This window comes from Variovorax sp. GW821-FHT09A10 (genome assembly GCF_059418385.1).
Genome location: NZ_JBWKPT010000001.1, coordinates 229603 through 247811, shown reverse-complemented (window position 1 = coordinate 247811; position 18209 = coordinate 229603). Strand labels below are relative to the sequence as shown.

The window sequence follows — 18209 nt, the reverse complement described above, 5'->3', positions numbered from 1 at the left end:
CTTCAGTAGTTCTGCTTCGGCGCGGCAGCCTTCCAGCTGCGGCTGACCCGGCCTGCGCTGTCGACGCTTTCCAGGTGCACGTCGAAGCCCCAGAGCCTTGCGACGTGCTTCAGCACTTCTTCGGCGTTGTCGTTCAGCGGCAGGTTGTTGCGCTGCGTATGGCGCAGCGTGAGCGAGCGGTCGCCGCGCGTGGCCACGCTCCAGACCTGGATGTCGGGCTCGCGGTTGCCGATGTCGTACTGGCGTGACAGCGATTCACGCAGCGCCTGGTAGCCGCTGTCGTCGTGGATGGCCGACACCTCGAGTTCCGATTCGCTCTGGAAATCGCGGATCGAGAACAGGCGGAAATCGCGCATCGTCTTCGGGCTCAGGAACTGGCCGACGAAGCTCTCGTCCTTGAAGTTGCGCATCGCGTAGTCGAGCGTCTTCACCCAGTCGGTGCCCGCAAAGTCGGGGAACCAGCGGCGGTCTTCTTCGGTCGGCTTCTCGCAGACGCGCCGCAGGTCGGTGAACATCTTGAAGCCCAGCGCATACGGGTTGATGCCGCTGTAGGCGCGGTGGCCTACGGGCGGCTGGAACACCACGCTGGTGTGCGAGCTGAGCCATTCCATCATGAAGCCGTCGTCCAGCTGGCCGCGGTCGTACATGGTGTTGAGCAGCGTGTAGTGCCAGAAGGTGGCCCAGCCTTCGTTCATGACCTGGGTCTGGCGCTGCGGATAGAAGTACTGCGCGATCTTGCGCACGATGCGCACCACCTCGCGCTGCCACGGTTCGAGCAGGGCGGCGTTCTTCTCGACGAAGTAGAGCAGGTTCTCCTGCGGCTCCGACGGAAAGCGGCGCGCGGATTCCGACTCGGCCGTCTGCTCGCTCTTGCGCGGCAGCGTGCGCCAGAGGTCGTTCACCTGCTGCTGCATGTGGCGCTCGCGCTCGGTGCGCTGTGCGCTTTCTTGTGCCAGCGAGCGCTTCTGCGGACGGCGGTAGCGGTCGACGCCGTAGTTCATCAGCGCGTGGCAGGAGTCGAGCAGGTCTTCCACGGCATCGAGGCCGTGGCGCTCCTCGCACTCGGCGATGTAGTGCCGCGCGTAGACGAGGTAGTCGATGATCGACGATGCATCGGTCCACATGCGGAACAGGTAGTTGCCCTTGAAGAAGCTGTTGTGCCCGTAGGCCGCGTGGGCAATCACCAGGGCCTGCATGGCCATGGTGTTTTCTTCCATGAGGTAGGCAATGCACGGATCGGAGTTGATGACGATCTCGTAGGCCAGCCCCATGTGGCCGCGCTTGTAGTTCTTCTCGGTGGAAATGAACTGCTTGCCGTACGACCAGTGCCTGTAGATCATGGGCATGCCCACGCTGGCGTAGGCGTCCATCATCTGCTCGGCCGTGATCACCTCGAGCTGGTTCGGGTAGGTATCCAGCCCGAAGCTCCTCGCGGTCTTGGCGATCTCGGTGTGGTACGTCTCGATGAGCTCGAAGGTCCAGTCGGAGGGGCTGGGCAGGCGCTCGAGGCGGGAGGTGGGGAGGTCGGTGCTGCGCGGCAGGACCGGCGCCCCGGGCGCGCGTTCGGTGGTGGTGATCATGCGGGCACCCCTTCCTTCTTGAACAGGTCGCGGAACACCGGGTAGATGTCCTGTGCGTCCGATACCTTGCGCATCGCAAAGTTGGGCGCCACGCCTTCGAGCTGCTGGTACTCCTGCCACAGGTTCTGCTCGGTCTCGGCCACCTGCACGTAGGCGTAGTAGCGCACCACCGGCAGGATGTTGTCGACCAGCAGTTCGCGGCAGCGTCCGCTGTCCTGGTGCCAGTTGTCGCCGTCGCTGGCCTGGGCGCCGTACACGTTCCATTCGCCGCTGGCGTAGCGGGCCTTGACGATCTCGTCCATGAGCACCAGCGCGCTCGACACCACGGTGCCGCCGGTTTCGGTGGCGTGGAAGAACTCTTCCTCGGTCACTTCCTGCGCCTGCGTGTGGTGGCGCAGGAACACGAGGTCGATGCGCTCGTAGTGCCGCGTGAGAAACAGGTACAGCAGCATGAAGAAGCGCTTGGCCATGTCCTTGCGCGCTTCGTCCATCGAACCCGACACGTCCATGAGGCAGAACATCACGGCCTTGGCGCTGGGCACGGGCGTCTTCACGCGGTTGCGGTAACGCAGGTCGATCGGGTCGATGTAAGGCACGTGCCGCATGGTGCGGCGCAGCTCGGCGATGAGGTCCTCGGTCTCGCGGATTTCCTTCTGGATCAGCGCTGTCTCGACCTGCGGATGCGCTTTCAGGACCAGGAGGTGCGCCTCCAGGCGCTTGAGCTCCTTGCGCGGTTCGCCTCCCAATGCAATGCGCCGCGCGAGCGCGCCGCGCATGGAGCGCACCACGTGCAGGTTGTTGGGCGAGCCGTCGCTGGTGAAGCCGGCGCGGTGGCTCTTCCATTCGGGTACTTCGGCGATCTGGGTGCGGATGAGGTGCGGCAGCGCGAGGTCGTCGAAGAAGACGCGCATGAACTCCTCGCGCGTGAGGCGGAAGACGAAGTCGTCCTCGCCTTCGCCGCTGTCGCTGGCCTCGCCACTGCCCGAGCCACCGCCGCCCTGGCCCTCGGGGCGCGCGATGCGGTCGCCCTTGAGGTATTCCTGGTTGCCGGGGTGCACGTACTCGCGGTCGCCGCCGCGCGCATGGCCGAACACCGGCTCGGAGACATCGTGGCGCGGCAGGGTCACGTCTTCGCCTTGCTCCAGTTCGCGGATGTTGCGCCCGCTGACCGCGCGCCGCACCGCCTCCTGGATCTGGCCCTTGTAGCGCCGAAGGAAGCGCTCGCGGTTGCCGATGGACTTGTTCTTGCCCGAGAGCCGACGATCGATGATCTGCTGCAGGATGGCCACGATGTTTTCAAAGCTCCTTGCAAAACGGTGGACGGTGCGCTGGTTAGGTCCTTCGCACGCGTCCGTTGTTCCCGCTGTCCGCTATGAACTCTTGCGCACCCGCAGGTACCACTCGCAGAGCAGGCGCACCTGCTTGGCCGTGTAGCCCTTCTCGACCATGCGGGTCACGAAGTCTTCGTGCTTCTTCTGCTCGTCGGCGCTGCTCTTGGTGTTGAAACTGATCACCGGCAGCAGCTCTTCGGTGTTGGAGAACATCTTCTTCTCGATGACTGCGCGCAGCTTCTCGTAGCTGGTCCACGCCGGGTTGCGCCCCGCGTTGCCGGCCCGTGCGCGCAGCACGAAGTTGACGATCTCGTTGCGGAAGTCCTTCGGGTTGCCGATGCCGGCGGGCCGCTCGATCTTCTCGAGTTCGCCGTTGAGCGAGGCGCGGTCGAACACTTCGCCGGTGTCCACGTCGCGGAACTCCTGGTCCTGGATCCAGTAGTCGGCGTAGGTCACGTAGCGGTCGAAGATGTTCTGGCCGTACTCGCTGTAGCTCTCGAGGTAGGCGGTCTGGATCTCCTTGCCGATGAACTCGGCATAGCGCGGTGCCAGCAACTCCTTGATGTAGCTGATGTACTTCTGCTCGGTTTCCGGCGGAAACTGCTCGCGCTCGATCTGCTGTTCGAGCACATACATCAGGTGCACGGGGTTGGCGGCCACCTCGGTGCTGTCGAAGTTGAACACCTTGGAGATGATCTTGAAGGCGAAGCGCGTCGACACACCGCTCATGCCTTCGTCGACGCCCGCGTAGTCGCGGTACTCCTGGATCGACTTGGCCTTGGGGTCGGTGTCCTTCAGGTTCTCGCCGTCGTACACCTGCATCTTGCTGAAGGTGCTGGAGTTCTCGGGCTCCTTCAGGCGCGTGAGCACCGACAGCTGCGCCATCATGCGCAAGGTGCCGGGCGCGCACGGGGCCTTGGCCAGCGAGGAGTTGCGCACCAGCTTCTCGTAGATCTTGATCTCTTCGGAGGCGCGCAGGCAGTACGGCACCTTCACGATGTAGATCCGGTCGAGGAAAGCCTCGTTGTTCTTGTTGTTGCGGAACGCCTTCCACTCGCTCTCGTTGCTGTGGGCCAGCACGATGCCGTCGAAAGGAATGGCGCCGAAGCCCTCGGTGCCCTTGAAGTTGCTTTCCTGCGTGGCCGTGAGCAGCGGGTGCAGCACCTTGATGGGTGCCTTGAACATTTCCACGAACTCGAGCAACCCCTGGTTGGCCAGGCACAGGCCACCGGAGTAGGCGTAGGCGTCCGGGTCGTCCTGGGCGTAGGTTTCGAGCTTGCGAATGTCGACCTTGCCGACCAGCGAGGAGATGTCCTGGTTGTTCTCGTCGCCCGGCTCGGTCTTGGCGACCGCGATCTGGCGCAGCACCGAGGGGTAGCGCTTGACCACCTTGAACTGGCGGATGTCGCCGCCGTACTCCTCGAGCCGCTTCACGGCCCAGGGCGACAGGATGCGGTTCAGGTAGCGCACGGGGATGCCGAACTCTTTCTCGAGGATCTCGCCGTCTTCGAGGGTGTCGAACAGCCCGAGGGGCGATTCGTTCACCGGGGAGCCGTGGATCGCATAGAAGGGCACGTGCTCCATGAGCTGCTTCAGGCGCTCGGCGATCGAGCTCTTGCCGCCGCCGACGGGGCCCAGCAGGTAAAGGATTTGCTTCTTTTCTTCCAGGCCCTGCGCGGCGTGGCGGAAATAGGACACCACCTGCTCGATGGCATCTTCCATGCCATAGAACTCCTTGAACGCCGGATAGATCTTGATGACCTTGTTCGCGAAGATCCGCGAAAGACGGGGGTCATTGCGGGTATCTACCAGTTCCGGCTCGCCAATGGCCTGGAGCATTCGTTCGGAGGCCGTTGCATATGCCGTCGGATCGCGTTTGCAGATATCCAGATATTCCTGCAGCGAGAGAACTTCCTCGCGGGTGCGTTCGTAGCGGGCTGCAAAGTTGCTGATCACGTCCATGGTCGCGCCTCCTTCAGGTCGGCGGGGCTTTTGACCCCGATGCCTACAGCCAGAGACTGCGTCGCTCCTCTTGGAAGAGGGGCCCCGCCCATGGCCGTATGCCGTGGAAAACTCCCTTACACACTATCTACACAATCGGTTCAATCAGCATAAAGCAAAGAATGAACCGGGCAAATGTTTTATTTATTCTGAACCCCTCTGCCGAGTAAAGTTCCTCGGAAAACAAGGAACTTCTATTCGCGTTTCTGTTAAATTGAAAAGCTCGCGCTCGCGTAATTGTCCCCGGATGAAATGACTATGCCGAATGGCTATCGTCCTCATTGAAATTCTGCGGCGAACACCTTTCCTAATTGAACCCGGGTTCAATAAAGCCGATGCCTTTCAGCAATAACGCGCGACCTGTCGTTTGGTTTATTGCATATCCAAAAAAACATTAAAGCAATCCCCGCGCCACTCCTGTGGCGGGTGGCGGGCGCATGGCAACGTGGGAAGGCAACGCAGGCGCCGGTCGGCGGCGTTCCGCAACGGTGCAGGGAGCACCGTTCGCGTGCCTGGCGCGCCGCCGGAGTGCGGAGGCGGCCGAAAGAGGGCACGCTGCGGGCCGACAGGGCGTCGGCCCGGCGCTGACGAGCATCGTCAGCGCGTCAGCAGCAACATCAGCTGAAGAATTCCTTGGCCTTGTCGAACCAGCCCTTGTCGGTCGGGCTGTGCTTCTCGCCACCCTTCTTGAGCGATTCGTCGAGTTCCTTGAGCAGCTTGCGCTGGTGCTCGGTGAGCTTCACCGGCGTTTCCACGCGCACGTGGCAGTACAGGTCGCCCGGGTAGCTCGAACGCACGCCCTTGATGCCCTTGCCGCGCAGGCGGAACTGCTTGCCGCTCTGGGTGCCGTCGGGAATGTCGATGGCGGCTGCGCCCTTGAGCGTCGGCACGTTGATCTCGCCGCCGAGCGCCGCGGTGGTGACGCTCACGGGCACCACGCAGTGCAGGTCGTCGCCGTCGCGCTCGAACAGGTCGTGCTTCTTGAGGCGGATCTCGATGTACAGGTCGCCGGGCGGCCCGCCGTTGGTGCCGGGCTCGCCGTTGCCGGTGCTGCGGATGCGCATGCCGTCGTCGATGCCGGCCGGGATCTTCACTTCGAGCGTCTTGTTGTTCTTGATCTTGCCCTGGCCGTGGCACACGGTGCACGGGTCGGGAACGATCTTGCCGCTGCCATGGCAGGTCGGGCAGGTCTGCTGCACGCTGAAGAAGCCCTGGCGCATCTGCACCGCACCCGCGCCGTGGCAGGTGGTGCAGGTGATGGGCTTGGTGCCGGGCTTGGCGCCGGAGCCGTGGCAGGTGCCGCAGTCGTCCCAGCTCGGGATGCGGATCTGGGCGTCCTTGCCTTCCGCGGCTTCCTCGAGCGTGACTTCCATCGCGTAGCTCAGGTCGCTGCCGCGGAACACCTGGCGTCCGCTGCTGGTGCGGCCACGGCCGCCACCGCCGAACACGTCGCCGAAGATGTCGCCGAAGGCTTCCGCGAAACCGCCGAAGCCTTCCGCGCCCGGACCGCCGCGCATGTTGGGGTCGACGCCCGCATGGCCGTACTGGTCGTAGGCGGCGCGCTTCTGGCCGTCCGACAGCATCTCGTAGGCTTCCTTCACCTCCTTGAACTTGGCCTCGGCGTCCTTGCTGGTGTCGCCGTGGTTGCGGTCGGGGTGATGCTTCATCGCAAGCTTGCGATAAGCCTTCTTGATTTCGTCCTCGTTCGCGTTCTTGGGAACGCCGAGGGTTTCGTAGTAGTCGCGTTTGGTGGCCATGTCAGCAGATTCGGTCGGGCGGCGGGAACTCGGGGAACTGGAAGCGAGAAAGGCTGGAGCACCTGTTCAGGTGTTCCAGCCTTGCATGAAGGGCAGGGGATCAGCCCTTCTTCACTTCCTTGACTTCGGCGTCGACCACGTTGTCGTCAGCCTGGGCATGCGCCGCAGCTTCCGCGCCTGCCGGGCCGGTGGCTGCCGAGGCGCTGGCCGCGGCGGCCTGCGATTCGGCATACATCTTCTCGCCGAGCTTCTGGCTCGCGGTCATCAGCGTGTTGGTCTTTTCCTCGATCGCGGTCTTGTCTTCACCCTTGAGGGCTTCCTCGACGTCCTTGATCGCGGCTTCGATCGCGTCCTTCTCGGCGGCTTCGAGGCTGGCCCCGTGCTCGCCGAGCGACTTCTTCACGCTGTGCACCATGGCTTCGCCCTGGTTGCGCGCCTGCACGAGTTCGAGCTTCTTCTTGTCGTCTTCGGCGTTGAGCTCGGCGTCCTTCACCATCTTCTGGATCTCGTCTTCGCTCAAGCCCGAGTTCGCCTTGATGGTGATCTTGTTTTCCTTGCCGGTGCCCTTGTCCTTGGCGCCGACGTGCAGGATGCCGTTGGCGTCGATGTCGAAGCTCACCTCGATCTGCGGCGTGCCGCGCGATGCCGGCGGAATGCCCTCGAGGTTGAACTCGCCCAGGGCCTTGTTGCCCGAAGCGATTTCACGCTCGCCCTGGAACACCTTGATCGTCACGGCCGGCTGGTTGTCCTCGGCGGTCGAGAAGGTCTGTGCGAACTTCGTCGGGATCGTGGTGTTCTTCGTGATCATCTTGGTCATCACGCCACCCATGGTCTCGATGCCCAGCGACAGCGGGGTCACGTCGAGCAGCAGCACGTCCTTGCGGTCACCCGAGAGCACCTGGCCCTGGATGGCGGCGCCGACAGCCACGGCTTCGTCGGGGTTCACGTCCTTGCGCGGCTCCTTGCCGAAGAAGGCCTTCACCTTTTCCTGCACCTTGGGCATGCGGGTCATGCCGCCGACCAGGATCACGTCGTTGATGTCGTTCACGCTGATGCCGGCGTCCTTGATGGCCAGGCGGCAAGGCGCGATGGTGCGTTCGACCAGCTCGTCGACCAGGCTTTCCAGCTTGGCGCGGGTGAGCTTGATGTTCAGGTGCTTCGGACCCGACGCATCGGCCGTGATGTACGGCAGGTTGATGTCGGTCTGCGCGCTGTTCGACAGCTCGATCTTGGCCTTTTCAGCGGCTTCCTTCAGGCGCTGCAGGGCGAGCACGTCCTTGCCCAGGTCGACGCCTTGTTCCTTTTTGAACTCGCCGATGATGTAGTCGATGATGCGCTGGTCGAAGTCTTCGCCGCCCAGGAAGGTGTCGCCGTTGGTCGACAGCACTTCGAACTGCTTCTCGCCGTCGACGTCCGCGATTTCGATGATCGACACGTCGAAGGTGCCGCCGCCCAGGTCATACACGGCGATCTTGCGGTCGGCCTTGTCCTGCTTGTCCAGGCCGAAGGCCAGGGCTGCAGCGGTGGGTTCGTTGATGATGCGCTTGACGTCCAGGCCCGCGATGCGGCCGGCGTCTTTCGTGGCTTGGCGCTGTGCGTCGTTGAAGTACGCCGGCACCGTGATCACGGCTTCGGTGATGGTTTCGCCGAGGTAGTCTTCGGCGGTCTTCTTCATCTTGCGCAGGATGTCGGCGCTGACCTGTTGCGGGGCCATCTTCTTGCCGCGCACTTCCACCCATGCGTCGCCGTTGTCGGCCTTGGCGATGGTGTAGGGCATCAGGTCGATGTCCTTCTGGACTTCCTTTTCCTCGAACTTGCGGCCGATCAGGCGCTTGATCGCGTACAGCGTGTTCTTGGGGTTGGTGACGGCCTGGCGCTTGGCCGAGGCACCGACCAAGACTTCACCGTCTTCCTGGTACGCGACGATCGACGGCGTGGTGCGGGCACCTTCCGAGTTCTCGATCACACGCGTGGTGTTGCCTTCCATGATCGACACGCACGAGTTGGTGGTGCCGAGGTCGATGCCGATGATCTTTGCCATGTTCTTACTCCTGAAATTCGGAAAAATATGTTGTTATGAACTTGTGGATAACCCGGCGTGATTCAAGGGATGACGCGGGGATTTCCTGTGGGAATCTTGTGGGGCAGTGCCGATTTACTTCGGGGCGGCCACGGTGACCAGCGCCGGGCGCAGCACGCGCTCGTTGATGGTGTAGCCCTTTTGCAGGAGGCCCACCACGGTGTTGGCGTCCTGGTCGGCGGGCACCATCGAGATGGCCTGGTGCAGGTGCGGGTCGAACTTGTCGCCGGCGGCGGGGGCCACTTCGATCACCTTGTTGCGTTCGAGTGCGCTCTTGAGCTGGCGCAGCGTGGCCTCGGCGCCTTCGCGGATCTGCTCGGGCGTAGCGTCCTTGATGGCCAGGCCGGCTTCGAGGCTGTCGGTCACCGGCAGCAGGCTCTCGGCAAAGGCTTCGACCGCGAACTTGCGGGCCTTGGTGATCTCGTCGTCGGCGCGGCGGCGGGCGTTCTGCACGTCGGCTTGCGCGCGCAGGTACTGGTCGGCCAGTTCGGCATTCTTGGTCTGCAGGGCAGCCAGCTCGCCTTGTGCCACGGCCAGGGCGTCGAGCGCCTCGGCTTCGTTGGCGGCTTGCGCGGCCTCCAGTTCTTCGGGACTGGGCTCGCCTTGCAGCATTTGAGAATTCTGTGCGGATTGTTGCGGGTCAGACATTTTTCAAAGAACCGGCGTGCGCCGGAAAACAAACACAGCCAGCCACTTGGGGCTGGCCTAGGGCTTTTCAAGCGTAAAAATGCGGCCAAAAGGGCCGCAAGAGGGGGCGCGAACTGAATTTCACGTGGGACACCGCGGAACCGGCTTCGCCGGGCCGCAGGTGTCGCCCCCGGTAGGGGGTTGGCGAAGCGGACACGAAGTGCCGCGCAGCCTGGGGGCGAGCCTGATCAGTGCGCGTCGAGGAGCTCGACGTCGAACTTCAGGGTGGCGTTCGGGGGGATCACGCCGCCAGCGCCGCGGGCGCCATAGCCCAGTGCAGCGGGGATGACCAGCGTGCGCTTGCCGCCGATCTTCATGCCGGCGACGCCTTCGTCCCAGCCCTTGATGACCTGGCCGGCGCCCAGCGAGAACGCGAAGGGGTCGTTGCGGTCGCGGCTGGAGTCGAACTTGGCGCCTTGCACGCCGTCGTTGAAGAGCCAGCCGGTGTAGTGCACGTGCACGTGGTGGCCGGCCTTGGCTTCAGCGCCGGTGCCGACTTCGGTGTCTTCGTATTGCAGGCCGGAGGGGGTGGTGGGCATGGGAAACGCTCCTTGCGTCGATGAAATGGGAGAGGAATCGGAGGCGCGGAGTTTACCGAGGCTCGGAGCGCCCCCGCTTCAGCCCTGGTTGTCGGAGCCGGACGGCGTCGTGGCAGGAGGTGTTGCTTCAGGCTCGGAAGGCGCCGGGGCCGCAGGCGAAGCTGCCTCGGCAGAGGTCGGCTGGGCGGCCGCCGGCCCCGCGGCCTTCTTGCTCTGCCCGAGTTGCCACTTGGCAGCGAAGGCCTGCAGGTCGGACAGGCGCTTGAGCAGGTCCTGCCCGCTGAGCGTGAGGCAGTAGCCGTCGCTGCCGTGGCTCACGACGCCGGCTTCGCGCAATTCCTTGATGCGGGTGTTGAGGGTGTTGGGAGTGATGCCGCCGACGCTGTCCTGCAGCAGCCGGAAGGTCTGGGCATGGCCGTCGCGCAGGGCCCACAGCACACGCAGCGCATAGCGGGCTTCGAGCAGGGCGAGCAACTGGCTGATGGCTGCGTTTTCCTTGGTACTCATCGACATCATCTCCTCGAAGCTGGGCGGACCGTCGGCCGGGGGCAGGCCGGGGCGGCGCACTCTTGTTTGTGATTGGTCGTCATGGACCGTCTGGCTGGCCGACGACTATAGCGCGAAGGATCAGGATGCTACTGGTTTTATAGCTGTGCAGGCATGCAGCATGCGGGTTTCGAGACAAAGCTTCACAAATCAGGCGTAGTTGGCCATGGCTTCGCCCAGGCGGATCGCGCGGGTGGGCGACCAGTCCGGGTTGAAGGCCAGCGCGGGCGCCGGGAACAGCATGACGACGGTGGAGCCGAGCAAGAAGCGGCCCATCTCGTCGCCCTTCTTGATGTCGATCTGCTGGTCGTTGTAGTGCCACTCGCGCAGCTCGCCCACGCGCGGCGGGTTGACCACGCCGTGCCACACGGTGGCCATGCTGCCCACGATGGTGGCGCCCACGAGCACGAGCACGAAGGGGCCGTGGGCCGATTCGAAGACGCACACCACGCGTTCGTTGCGCGCGAACAGGCCGGGCACGCCGCGCGCGGTGGTCGGGTTGACCGAGAACAGGTCGCCGGGCACGTGGATCATGCGCACCAGCCGCCCGTCGCAGGGCATGTGGATGCGGTGGTAGTCCTTGGGGCTCAGGTACAGCGTGGCAAAGCTGCCGTGCGCGAACTTGGCGGCCAGCGCGGCGTCGCCGCCGACCAGCGCGGTGGTCGTGTAGTTGTGGCCCTTGGCCTGGAAGATCTGGTCGCCCTCGATGGCGCCGAACTGGCTGATGGCGCCGTCCACGGGGCAGACGAGGTCGGCCTGCGCGAGCGGGCGCATGCCGGGCTTGAGGGCGCGCGTGAAGAACTGGTTGAAGCTCTTGTAGTGATGGATGTCGGACTCGAGCGCTTCGCCCATGTCGACGTTGTACTTGGCAACGAAGCGGCGAATGATCCAGGTGGTGACCGCGCCTCGTTCCTTGCCTGCGACCCAGCCGGCGAAATTGGTCAGGGCCTGCTTGGGGAACAGGTATTGGGGCAGAACTGCGGAGCGATCGGACACGTTGTGAAAGGCCTGGAATGCGGAATCGGACGGGCATTCTATAAAGCGCTTCTCTCGGGGGACGTAGGAAGCTTCCCTTGGTTCGCGAGGGTGGGCGCTCTTTGCGGGGCACGCGCCCGGCGGGCGGCGCGGCGCGGGCGGCCCCACTGTGCCGGCCGCTTCGCGGCTGCCCTGCGGTGCTCGCGTTTCGCGGGGTCTCGCAGAACTCGCCTGCGGCTCAAACAGCTGCGAGCCCTGATCCGCGAAACGCTGCGCGCCTCGGCGGCACAGAGGGGCCGCCCGCACCACACCGCCCACCGGGCGCTTGTCGGGGTGTGGAGGCAGTCGGATTCGGATTCGGGGGCGGGTCAGTCGGCCTTGATGCCCGCCGCCTTGATCACCTGCGCCCACTTCTCCACTTCCGTCTTCTGGAAGGCGGCGATCTGCGCGGTCGTCATGTCGGCGGGCTCCATCCCGAATCCCTTGAGCTTGTCCTGCATCTCGGGCGTCGCGAGGATCTTGCGGATCTCGGTGTGCAGGCGGTCGACGACGGGGGGCGGCGTGCCCGCGGGCACGAAGATCGCCTGCCACGACACCACCTCGAAGTCCTGCAGGCCGGGCACGCCCGATTCGGCGACCGTGGGCACGTCGGGCATCGAGGCCAGGCGCTTGGCCGAGGTGACGGCGATGGCGCGCAGCTTGCCGCTCTGGATGTGTGGGCCGGCCACCACGGTGGTGTCGAACATCATGTCGACCTGGCCGCCGATCACGTCCTGGATCGCGGGGCCGCTGCCCTTGTACGGGATGTGCGTGAACTTCACGCCCGACTTGTAGCCCAGCAGCTCCAGCGCCAGGTGCTGCGAGGTGCCCGTGCCTGCCGAGGCCGACGAGAGGCCGCCGGCCTTGGCCTTGCTCGCGGCGATCACGTCCTTCAGCGTCTTGTAGGGGCTGGCCTGGTTCACGACCAGCACCACGGGGTTGGTGCCGATCAGCGTCACGGGCGCGAACGACTTCTGCGGGTCGTAGGCGAGCTTGGGGTACAGGCTCACGTTGATCGCGTGCGAGCTGATCGTGCCGCCCACCAGCGTGAAGCCGTCGGGCGCGGCGCGCGCGCCGATCTCGGAGCCCACGCTGCCGCCGGCACCGCCCTTGTTGTCGATGATCACGCTCGTGCCCAGCACGGTGCCGAGCTTCTGCCCGATGAGCCGGCCCAGCACGTCGGTGGTGCCGCCTGCAGGGAAGGGCACGAGGTAGGTGATCGCCTTGCCCGTGGGCCAGGTGTTGCCGCCTTGCGCGAAAGCGGGCAGGGCCGCCGCCAGCGAAGTGGCGAGGGCGGACTGGATCAGTGTGCGACGTTGCATGGCCGTGTGTCCTTGCTGTGCCGCGTTCACGGCTTGATGTTGAGCTTGGTGATCAGCGCCTTGAAGTAGGCGTTGTCCTTGGCCAGCGTTTCCTTGAACACCGCGCCGTCGGTGTAGACGTAGCCCAGGTTCTGCTTGTCCATCACCTCGTGCATGATCGGCTCGGCGGCGGTCTTGGCGGTGATCTCGCGCAGCTTGGCCATCACTTCAGGCGGCGTGTTCTTCGGCGCGCCCAGGCCGCGCCAGGTGCCGATCGACAGGTCGATGCCGCGCTCCTTGGCGGTCGGGATCTTCTCGAAGCCCTTCACGCGCTTGTCGGCCATCACCATCAGCACCTTGAGCTTGCCGCCCTGCACGTGCGTCGTGACTTCGGCGGGGCTCACGGCCACGGCCTCGATGTGGCCGCCCAGCAGCGCCAGCACGGCGGGCGCGGCGCCCTGGAACGGGATGTGGCCGAACTTGGTGCCGGTCTTGTCTTCGAGCGCGGCGGCGGCCAGGTGCCAGATCGAGCCGTTGCCCGAGTTGCCCACGCGGATGCCCTCGGGCGACTTCTTCGCGGCGGCGAGGAACTCTTCGATGGTGTTCCACGGCGCATCGGCCTTCACGGTGATCGCGGCCGGGTCGGCGTTGAGCTGCGCAATGGGCTGGAAGTCGTCGTAGTTGAACTTGGCCAGGCCCAGGTGCGGCAGCGTGAGCAGCTCCACCGTGAGCACCGCGAGCTTGTAGCCGTCGGGCTTGGCGTTGATCACCTCGGTCCAGCCGATGGCGCCGCCCGCGCCGGGGCGGTTGACGATCACGATGCTCTGCGAGATGTGCTTGCGGCTCGCTTCCGAGAATGCGCGCGCCAGGCCGTCGGTGCCGCCGCCGGGCTGGTAGGGCACGAGCAGTTCGATGGTGCGGTTCGGGAAGTCGTTGGCTTGCGCCGCGGCCGGCGCGGCCAGGCCGAGCGAGAGGGCGGCAGTGGCCGAAAGGGCGGCAAGGCCGCGGACGAACTGGCTTCTTTGCATGGTGTCTCTGTCTCCGTTGTTGATCTGTTCTGTCTGTGGTGTGGCGCCGGCGAGGGCGTCAGGGCATGTACTGCCCGCCGTTCACTTCGAGCACCTGTCCGGTCACGTAGCCCGAGAGTTGCTCGGAAGCCAGGTACAGGAAGGCGCCCACGCATTCGTCGGCCGTGCCCAGGCGCCCCATCGGGATGGCGGTCCTGAAGGTCTCGAGCATTGCGGGTGTCGAGAAGCGGTCCTGGAATGGCGTCTGGATCACGCCCGGCGCGACCGCGTTCACGCGGATGCGGTCGCCCACGAGTTCCCGGGCCAGGCCGTGTGTCGCGGTGCTCACGAAGCCCTTGGCGCCCGCGTACAGGTAGGCGCCGGGGCCGCCGCCGGTGCGCGCGGCCACCGAGGTCACGTTGATGATGGTGCCGCTGCCTTGCTTGCGCATCTGCGGCACCGTCTCGCGGCAGAAGGCCAGCACCGAGCGCGCGTTGATGTGCATCACCTCGTCGAACAGCGCATCGTCGAACTCGGCGATGGGCATGCGCTTGACCAGGCTGCCGGCGTTGTTCACCAGCACGTCGATGCGGCCGAACTGCGCCGTCGTTTCCTGCACGCGGGCGCGGATCGCGGCGGTGTCGCGCACGTCGGCCTGCAGCGCGAAGGCCGTGCCGCCGGCGGCGCGGATGGTGTCGACCACGCGGGTCGCCGCATCGGCCGAGCTGTTGTAGTGCACGGCCACGCGCATGCCGCGCACGGCAAACGCGATGGCCACCGCGGCGCCGATGCCGGTGCTGGCGCCGGTGACGAGGGCGGTCTTGTCCTTGAGGTCTTCCATGGCTGTGCTCCGTGAGGGTGAGTCGATCAGGTGACCGGTGCCGGGTTGAACAGCACCAGCGCGTTGTGCAGCTTCCAGTGCTCGGCCCAGGTCTTCTTGCGGCCGCTGGCCACGTCGAGCATCAGCCGGAACATCTCCCAGCCGATGTCCTCGATGCTGGCCTCGCCGTCGGCGATGCGGCCCGCGTTCACGTCCATCAGGTCGTGCCAGCGGCGCGCCAGGTCGCTGCGCGTGGCGACCTTGATCACCGGCACCTCGGCCAGCCCGTAGGGCGTGCCGCGGCCGGTGGTGAACACATGCAGGTTCATGCCGGCCGCCAGCTGCAGCGTGCCGCAGATGAAGTCGCTGGCCGGTGTGGCGGCGTAGATGAGGCCCTTCTGCGCCAGCTTTTCGCCGGGCGCGAGCACGCCGGTGATCGGCGCCGAGCCCGACTTGACGATCGAGCCCATCGCCTTCTCGACGATGTTCGACAGCCCGCCCTTCTTGTTGCCCGGTGTGGTGTTGGCGCTGCGGTCGACGCGGCCCTTGTCGAGGTAGGCGTCGTACCAGGCCATCTCGCGGATCATGGCGTCGGCCACCTCGGGCGTGGATGCGCGCGAGGTGAGCTGGTCGATGCCGTCGCGCACCTCGGTGACTTCCGAGAACATCACGGTGGCGCCCGCGCGCACCAGCAGGTCGGTGCAAAAGCCCACGGCCGGGTTGGCGGTGACGCCCGAGAAGGCGTCGCTGCCGCCGCACTGCACGCCCACGACGAGCTCGCTCGCGGGCACGGTCTCGCGCCGGCGTTGGTTCAGCCGCGCGAGGTGCGCGTCGGCCTGGCGCATCACCGAATCGATCATCGACATGAAGCCGACGTGCGCGTCGTCCTGCAGGCAGACCACGTCGAGGTCGTCGGCGGGCGCGCCGCGCTGGTCGGCGATGGGGATGGTGCCGGGCGGCAGCAGGCGCTCGGGCTGCAGCTTCTCGCAGCCCAGGCTCACGACCATCACCTCGCCGCCGAAGTTCGGGTTGAGGCTGATGTTGCGCAGGGTGCGGATCGGCACGATGGCGTCGGGCGCGTCGATGGCGACGCCGCAGCCGTAGCTGTGTTCGAGCGCCACCACGTCGTCCACATGCGGGTACTTCGGCAGCAGCTCGGCCTTGATGCGCTGCACGGCGAACTCGGTCACGCCGGCCACGCACTGCACGGTCTGCGTGATCGCGAGGATGTTGCGCGTGCCCACCGAGCCGTCGGCGTTGCGGTAGCCCTCGAAGGTGTAGCCGTCGAGCGGCGGCAGGGCAGGGGGCTTGACCGTGGCGATGGGCAGGCCGTCGAGCTCGGGGGCGACCGGCATGCGCATCACGCGCTCGTGCACCCAGCTGCCGCGCGGCAGCGCCTTGAGCGCGTAGCCGATCACCACGTTGTAGCGGCGGATGGCATCGCCTTCGGCCAGGTCGACGAGCGCGACCTTGTGGCCCTGGGGCACGGTGTCGACCAGCACGAGGCCGTCGTCGAAGGCCGTGCCGGCCTTCAGGCCGCCGTCGTTCGCGACGATGGCCACGTTGTCGGCCGCGTGGATGCGGATGTACAGCGGCGGTCGGGTGTTCGCATCGGCCATCGGGAGGCCCTTTCTCTTTTCTTTACTTCACCACCATGAAGAGGCTGGGCAGCCAGGTGGAAAACGCCGGCACGAAGGTGACCACCCCGAGCGCAAAGATCAATGCGCCGTAGAAGGGCCAGATGGTCTTCATCACCGTGCCCACCGACACCCCGCCGATGGCGCAACCGACGAACTGCGTGGTGCCCACGGGCGGCGTGTTCAGGCCCAGCGCGCAGTTGATGAGCATCACCACGCCGAACTGCACCGAGGTCATGCCGTACTGCTGTGCAATCGGCAGGAAGATCGGCGTGCACAGCAGGATGGTCGCGGCCATGTCCAGGAAGGTGCCCAGCACGAACAGGATGATGTTGATGAGCAGGAAGATCATCCACGGCGTGGTCGTCACCTGCGACAGCATCTGGCCCGTGAGCTCGGCCACGCCGTACAGGCTGATGAGGTAGCCGAAGGTGCTCGAGATGCCGATCAGCAGCAGGATCACGCCCGTGGTGCGCACGGCCTTCGAGGCGGCCTTGATGAAGTGCTCCCACTTCAGCGTGCGGTACACGAAGATCGTGAGCGCCAGCGCGTAGAGCACCGCCACCGCCGCAGATTCGGTCGCCGTGAAGATGCCCGACAAAATGCCGCCGAGGATCAGCACCACGATGAACAGGCCCGGCAGCGCCGCCGCGAACGAGCGTGCCACGATGTCCCAGCCCGGGAAGCTGCCGGCCGGGTAGCCGCGCTTCACGGCCACGAGGTAGGCGGCCGCGAGGTTGCTCAGCGTGAGCACGGCCGCCGGCAGCAGCGCAGCGAGGATCAGTGCTGCGATCGACACTTTGCCGCCCGCTGCGAGCGAATAGATGATGAGGTTGTGGCTCGTCGGCATCAGCGCGCCGACCAGGGCCGCGTGGGTCGTCACGTTGACCGCGTAGTCGGCGTGGTAGCCCTCCTTCTTCATCATCGGGATCATCACGGCGCCCATGGCCGAGACGTCCGCCACGGGTGAGCCCGAGACGCCGCCGAACAGCGTGCAGGCCACCACGTTCGACATGCCGAGGCCGCCGCGCACGTGGCCCACGAGGTTGCGCGCGAAGTTGACGATGCGGTCCGCGATGCCGCCGTAGAGCATCAGCTCGCCGGCGAAGATGAAGAAGGGAATGGCCAGGAACGAGAAGATGCCCATGCCCGAGGTCATCTGCTGGAAGCCCACCGCGAGCGGCAGGCCTTCGTACAGCAGCGTGGCCAGGGCCGAGAGGCCGATAGAGAACGCCACCGGCACGCCGAGCAGCAGGAGCAGCGTGAACGAGATGCAGAGAATGAGAAGAGGGGTCGTCATGATGAGGTTCAGCCCCAGGCGGGTTCGACTTCGCGGCCTTGAGCGAGCGCGATGATGTGTTCGATCGAGAACATCACGATGAGGACGCCCGACACGGCGGCGGGCACGTACTTCCAGCCTTCGGAAATCCACAGCGTGGGCAGGCGGTAGTCCCACACCGATTCGGCGAGCGAGGCGCAGTTCCAGGCCATGGCGAGGCCGAAGATCAGGATCAGCGCGTGGATGAGGTATTCCATCTTCAGGCGCAGCCAGTCGGGCGCGAGCACGAGGAACGATTCGAGCCCGATGTGGCCCGCGTCGCGCACGCCCACGGCCACGCCCAGCATGGTCACGTAGAGCACCAGCAGCAGCGCGAGGCTTTCGGCCCAGGTGGGAGTGTTGTTGAGCACGTAGCGGCCGAACACCTGCCAGCTCACGGCGCAGATCACTGCGACGAGACCGAGGATGCCCAACCACATGCAGGCACGGGCGAGCGTGCGGCAAAGTTTGGTGTACATGAAGGTTCTTCTGTGTCTTCCTCCCTCCCCTTCTGGGGGAGGGTTGGGGTGGGGGCAGGCGGCGCATGCATGAGCGCCGTCGTGCCCCCATCCCGGCCTTCCCCCAGCGGGG

General features: G+C 65.5%; 14 protein-coding genes and 1 pseudogene. All 15 read right to left on the bottom strand.

Annotation, left to right across the window (positions count from 1 at the left end; all coding sequences use genetic code 11):
- Window positions 1–2 precede the first annotated feature (2 nt).
- Window positions 3–1580, bottom strand: coding sequence for a SpoVR family protein (locus AC07Q9_RS01230; RefSeq protein WP_495306948.1), 1578 nt, complete (start codon window positions 1578–1580; stop codon window positions 3–5).
- On the bottom strand, window positions 1577–2869 hold the full coding sequence (locus AC07Q9_RS01225; RefSeq protein ID WP_492681142.1) for a YeaH/YhbH family protein: 1293 nt from the start codon (window positions 2867–2869) through the stop codon (window positions 1577–1579). Before AC07Q9_RS01225 ends, AC07Q9_RS01230 begins: the two co-directional genes overlap by 4 nt.
- An 81-nt stretch (window positions 2870–2950) precedes the next feature.
- Window positions 2951–4873 (bottom strand): PrkA family serine protein kinase, encoded by a 1923-nt coding sequence (locus AC07Q9_RS01220; RefSeq protein WP_101492107.1) that lies wholly within the window; start codon window positions 4871–4873, stop codon window positions 2951–2953.
- Window positions 4874–5529: 656 nt separating this feature from the next.
- Window positions 5530–6669, bottom strand: a complete 1140-nt coding sequence (gene dnaJ, locus AC07Q9_RS01215) for a molecular chaperone DnaJ (protein WP_095744576.1) — start codon at window positions 6667–6669, stop codon at window positions 5530–5532.
- A 100-nt stretch (window positions 6670–6769) separates the two neighbouring features.
- Window positions 6770–8710 (bottom strand): molecular chaperone DnaK, encoded by a 1941-nt coding sequence (gene dnaK, locus AC07Q9_RS01210; RefSeq protein ID WP_487849290.1) that lies wholly within the window; start codon window positions 8708–8710, stop codon window positions 6770–6772.
- A gap of 114 nt (window positions 8711–8824) precedes the next feature.
- Window positions 8825–9397, bottom strand: a complete 573-nt coding sequence (grpE, locus tag AC07Q9_RS01205; RefSeq protein ID WP_159272622.1) for a nucleotide exchange factor GrpE — start codon at window positions 9395–9397, stop codon at window positions 8825–8827.
- 227 nt (window positions 9398–9624) lie between these two features.
- Window positions 9625–9975, bottom strand: a complete 351-nt coding sequence (locus AC07Q9_RS01200; RefSeq protein ID WP_099796131.1) for an FKBP-type peptidyl-prolyl cis-trans isomerase — start codon at window positions 9973–9975, stop codon at window positions 9625–9627.
- A gap of 204 nt (window positions 9976–10179) precedes the next feature.
- Window positions 10180–10482 (bottom strand): annotated as a pseudogene (locus tag AC07Q9_RS01195) (winged helix-turn-helix transcriptional regulator); the annotation flags it as partial.
- Between the two features lie 189 nt (window positions 10483–10671).
- Window positions 10672–11517 carry an archaetidylserine decarboxylase gene (gene asd, locus AC07Q9_RS01190; protein ID WP_062470689.1) on the bottom strand — a complete coding sequence of 282 codons (846 nt, stop codon included), beginning with the start codon at window positions 11515–11517 and terminating at the stop codon, window positions 10672–10674.
- Between the two features lie 347 nt (window positions 11518–11864).
- On the bottom strand, window positions 11865–12857 hold the full coding sequence (locus AC07Q9_RS01185; protein WP_489057493.1) for a Bug family tripartite tricarboxylate transporter substrate binding protein: 993 nt from the start codon (window positions 12855–12857) through the stop codon (window positions 11865–11867).
- A 26-nt stretch (window positions 12858–12883) separates the two neighbouring features.
- On the bottom strand, window positions 12884–13864 hold the full coding sequence (locus tag AC07Q9_RS01180; protein WP_495306947.1) for a tripartite tricarboxylate transporter substrate binding protein: 981 nt from the start codon (window positions 13862–13864) through the stop codon (window positions 12884–12886).
- A 58-nt stretch (window positions 13865–13922) separates the two neighbouring features.
- Window positions 13923–14684: an SDR family NAD(P)-dependent oxidoreductase gene (locus AC07Q9_RS01175; protein WP_495306946.1), complete on the bottom strand. Its 762-nt coding sequence runs from the start codon at window positions 14682–14684 to the stop codon at window positions 13923–13925.
- A 26-nt stretch (window positions 14685–14710) separates the two neighbouring features.
- Complete coding sequence (gene garD / locus AC07Q9_RS01170; protein ID WP_495306945.1) at window positions 14711–16282, bottom strand: galactarate dehydratase; 1572 nt, start codon at window positions 16280–16282, stop codon at window positions 14711–14713.
- 22 nt (window positions 16283–16304) lie between these two features.
- The gene (locus AC07Q9_RS01165; protein ID WP_495306944.1) at window positions 16305–17600 is read right to left on the bottom strand and encodes a TRAP transporter large permease; all 1296 of its coding nucleotides are present in this window, start codon (window positions 17598–17600) and stop codon (window positions 16305–16307) included.
- Window positions 17601–17608: 8 nt separating this feature from the next.
- Window positions 17609–18097 (bottom strand): TRAP transporter small permease, encoded by a 489-nt coding sequence (locus tag AC07Q9_RS01160; protein ID WP_495306943.1) that lies wholly within the window; start codon window positions 18095–18097, stop codon window positions 17609–17611.
- Between the last annotated feature and the right edge of the window lie 112 nt (window positions 18098–18209).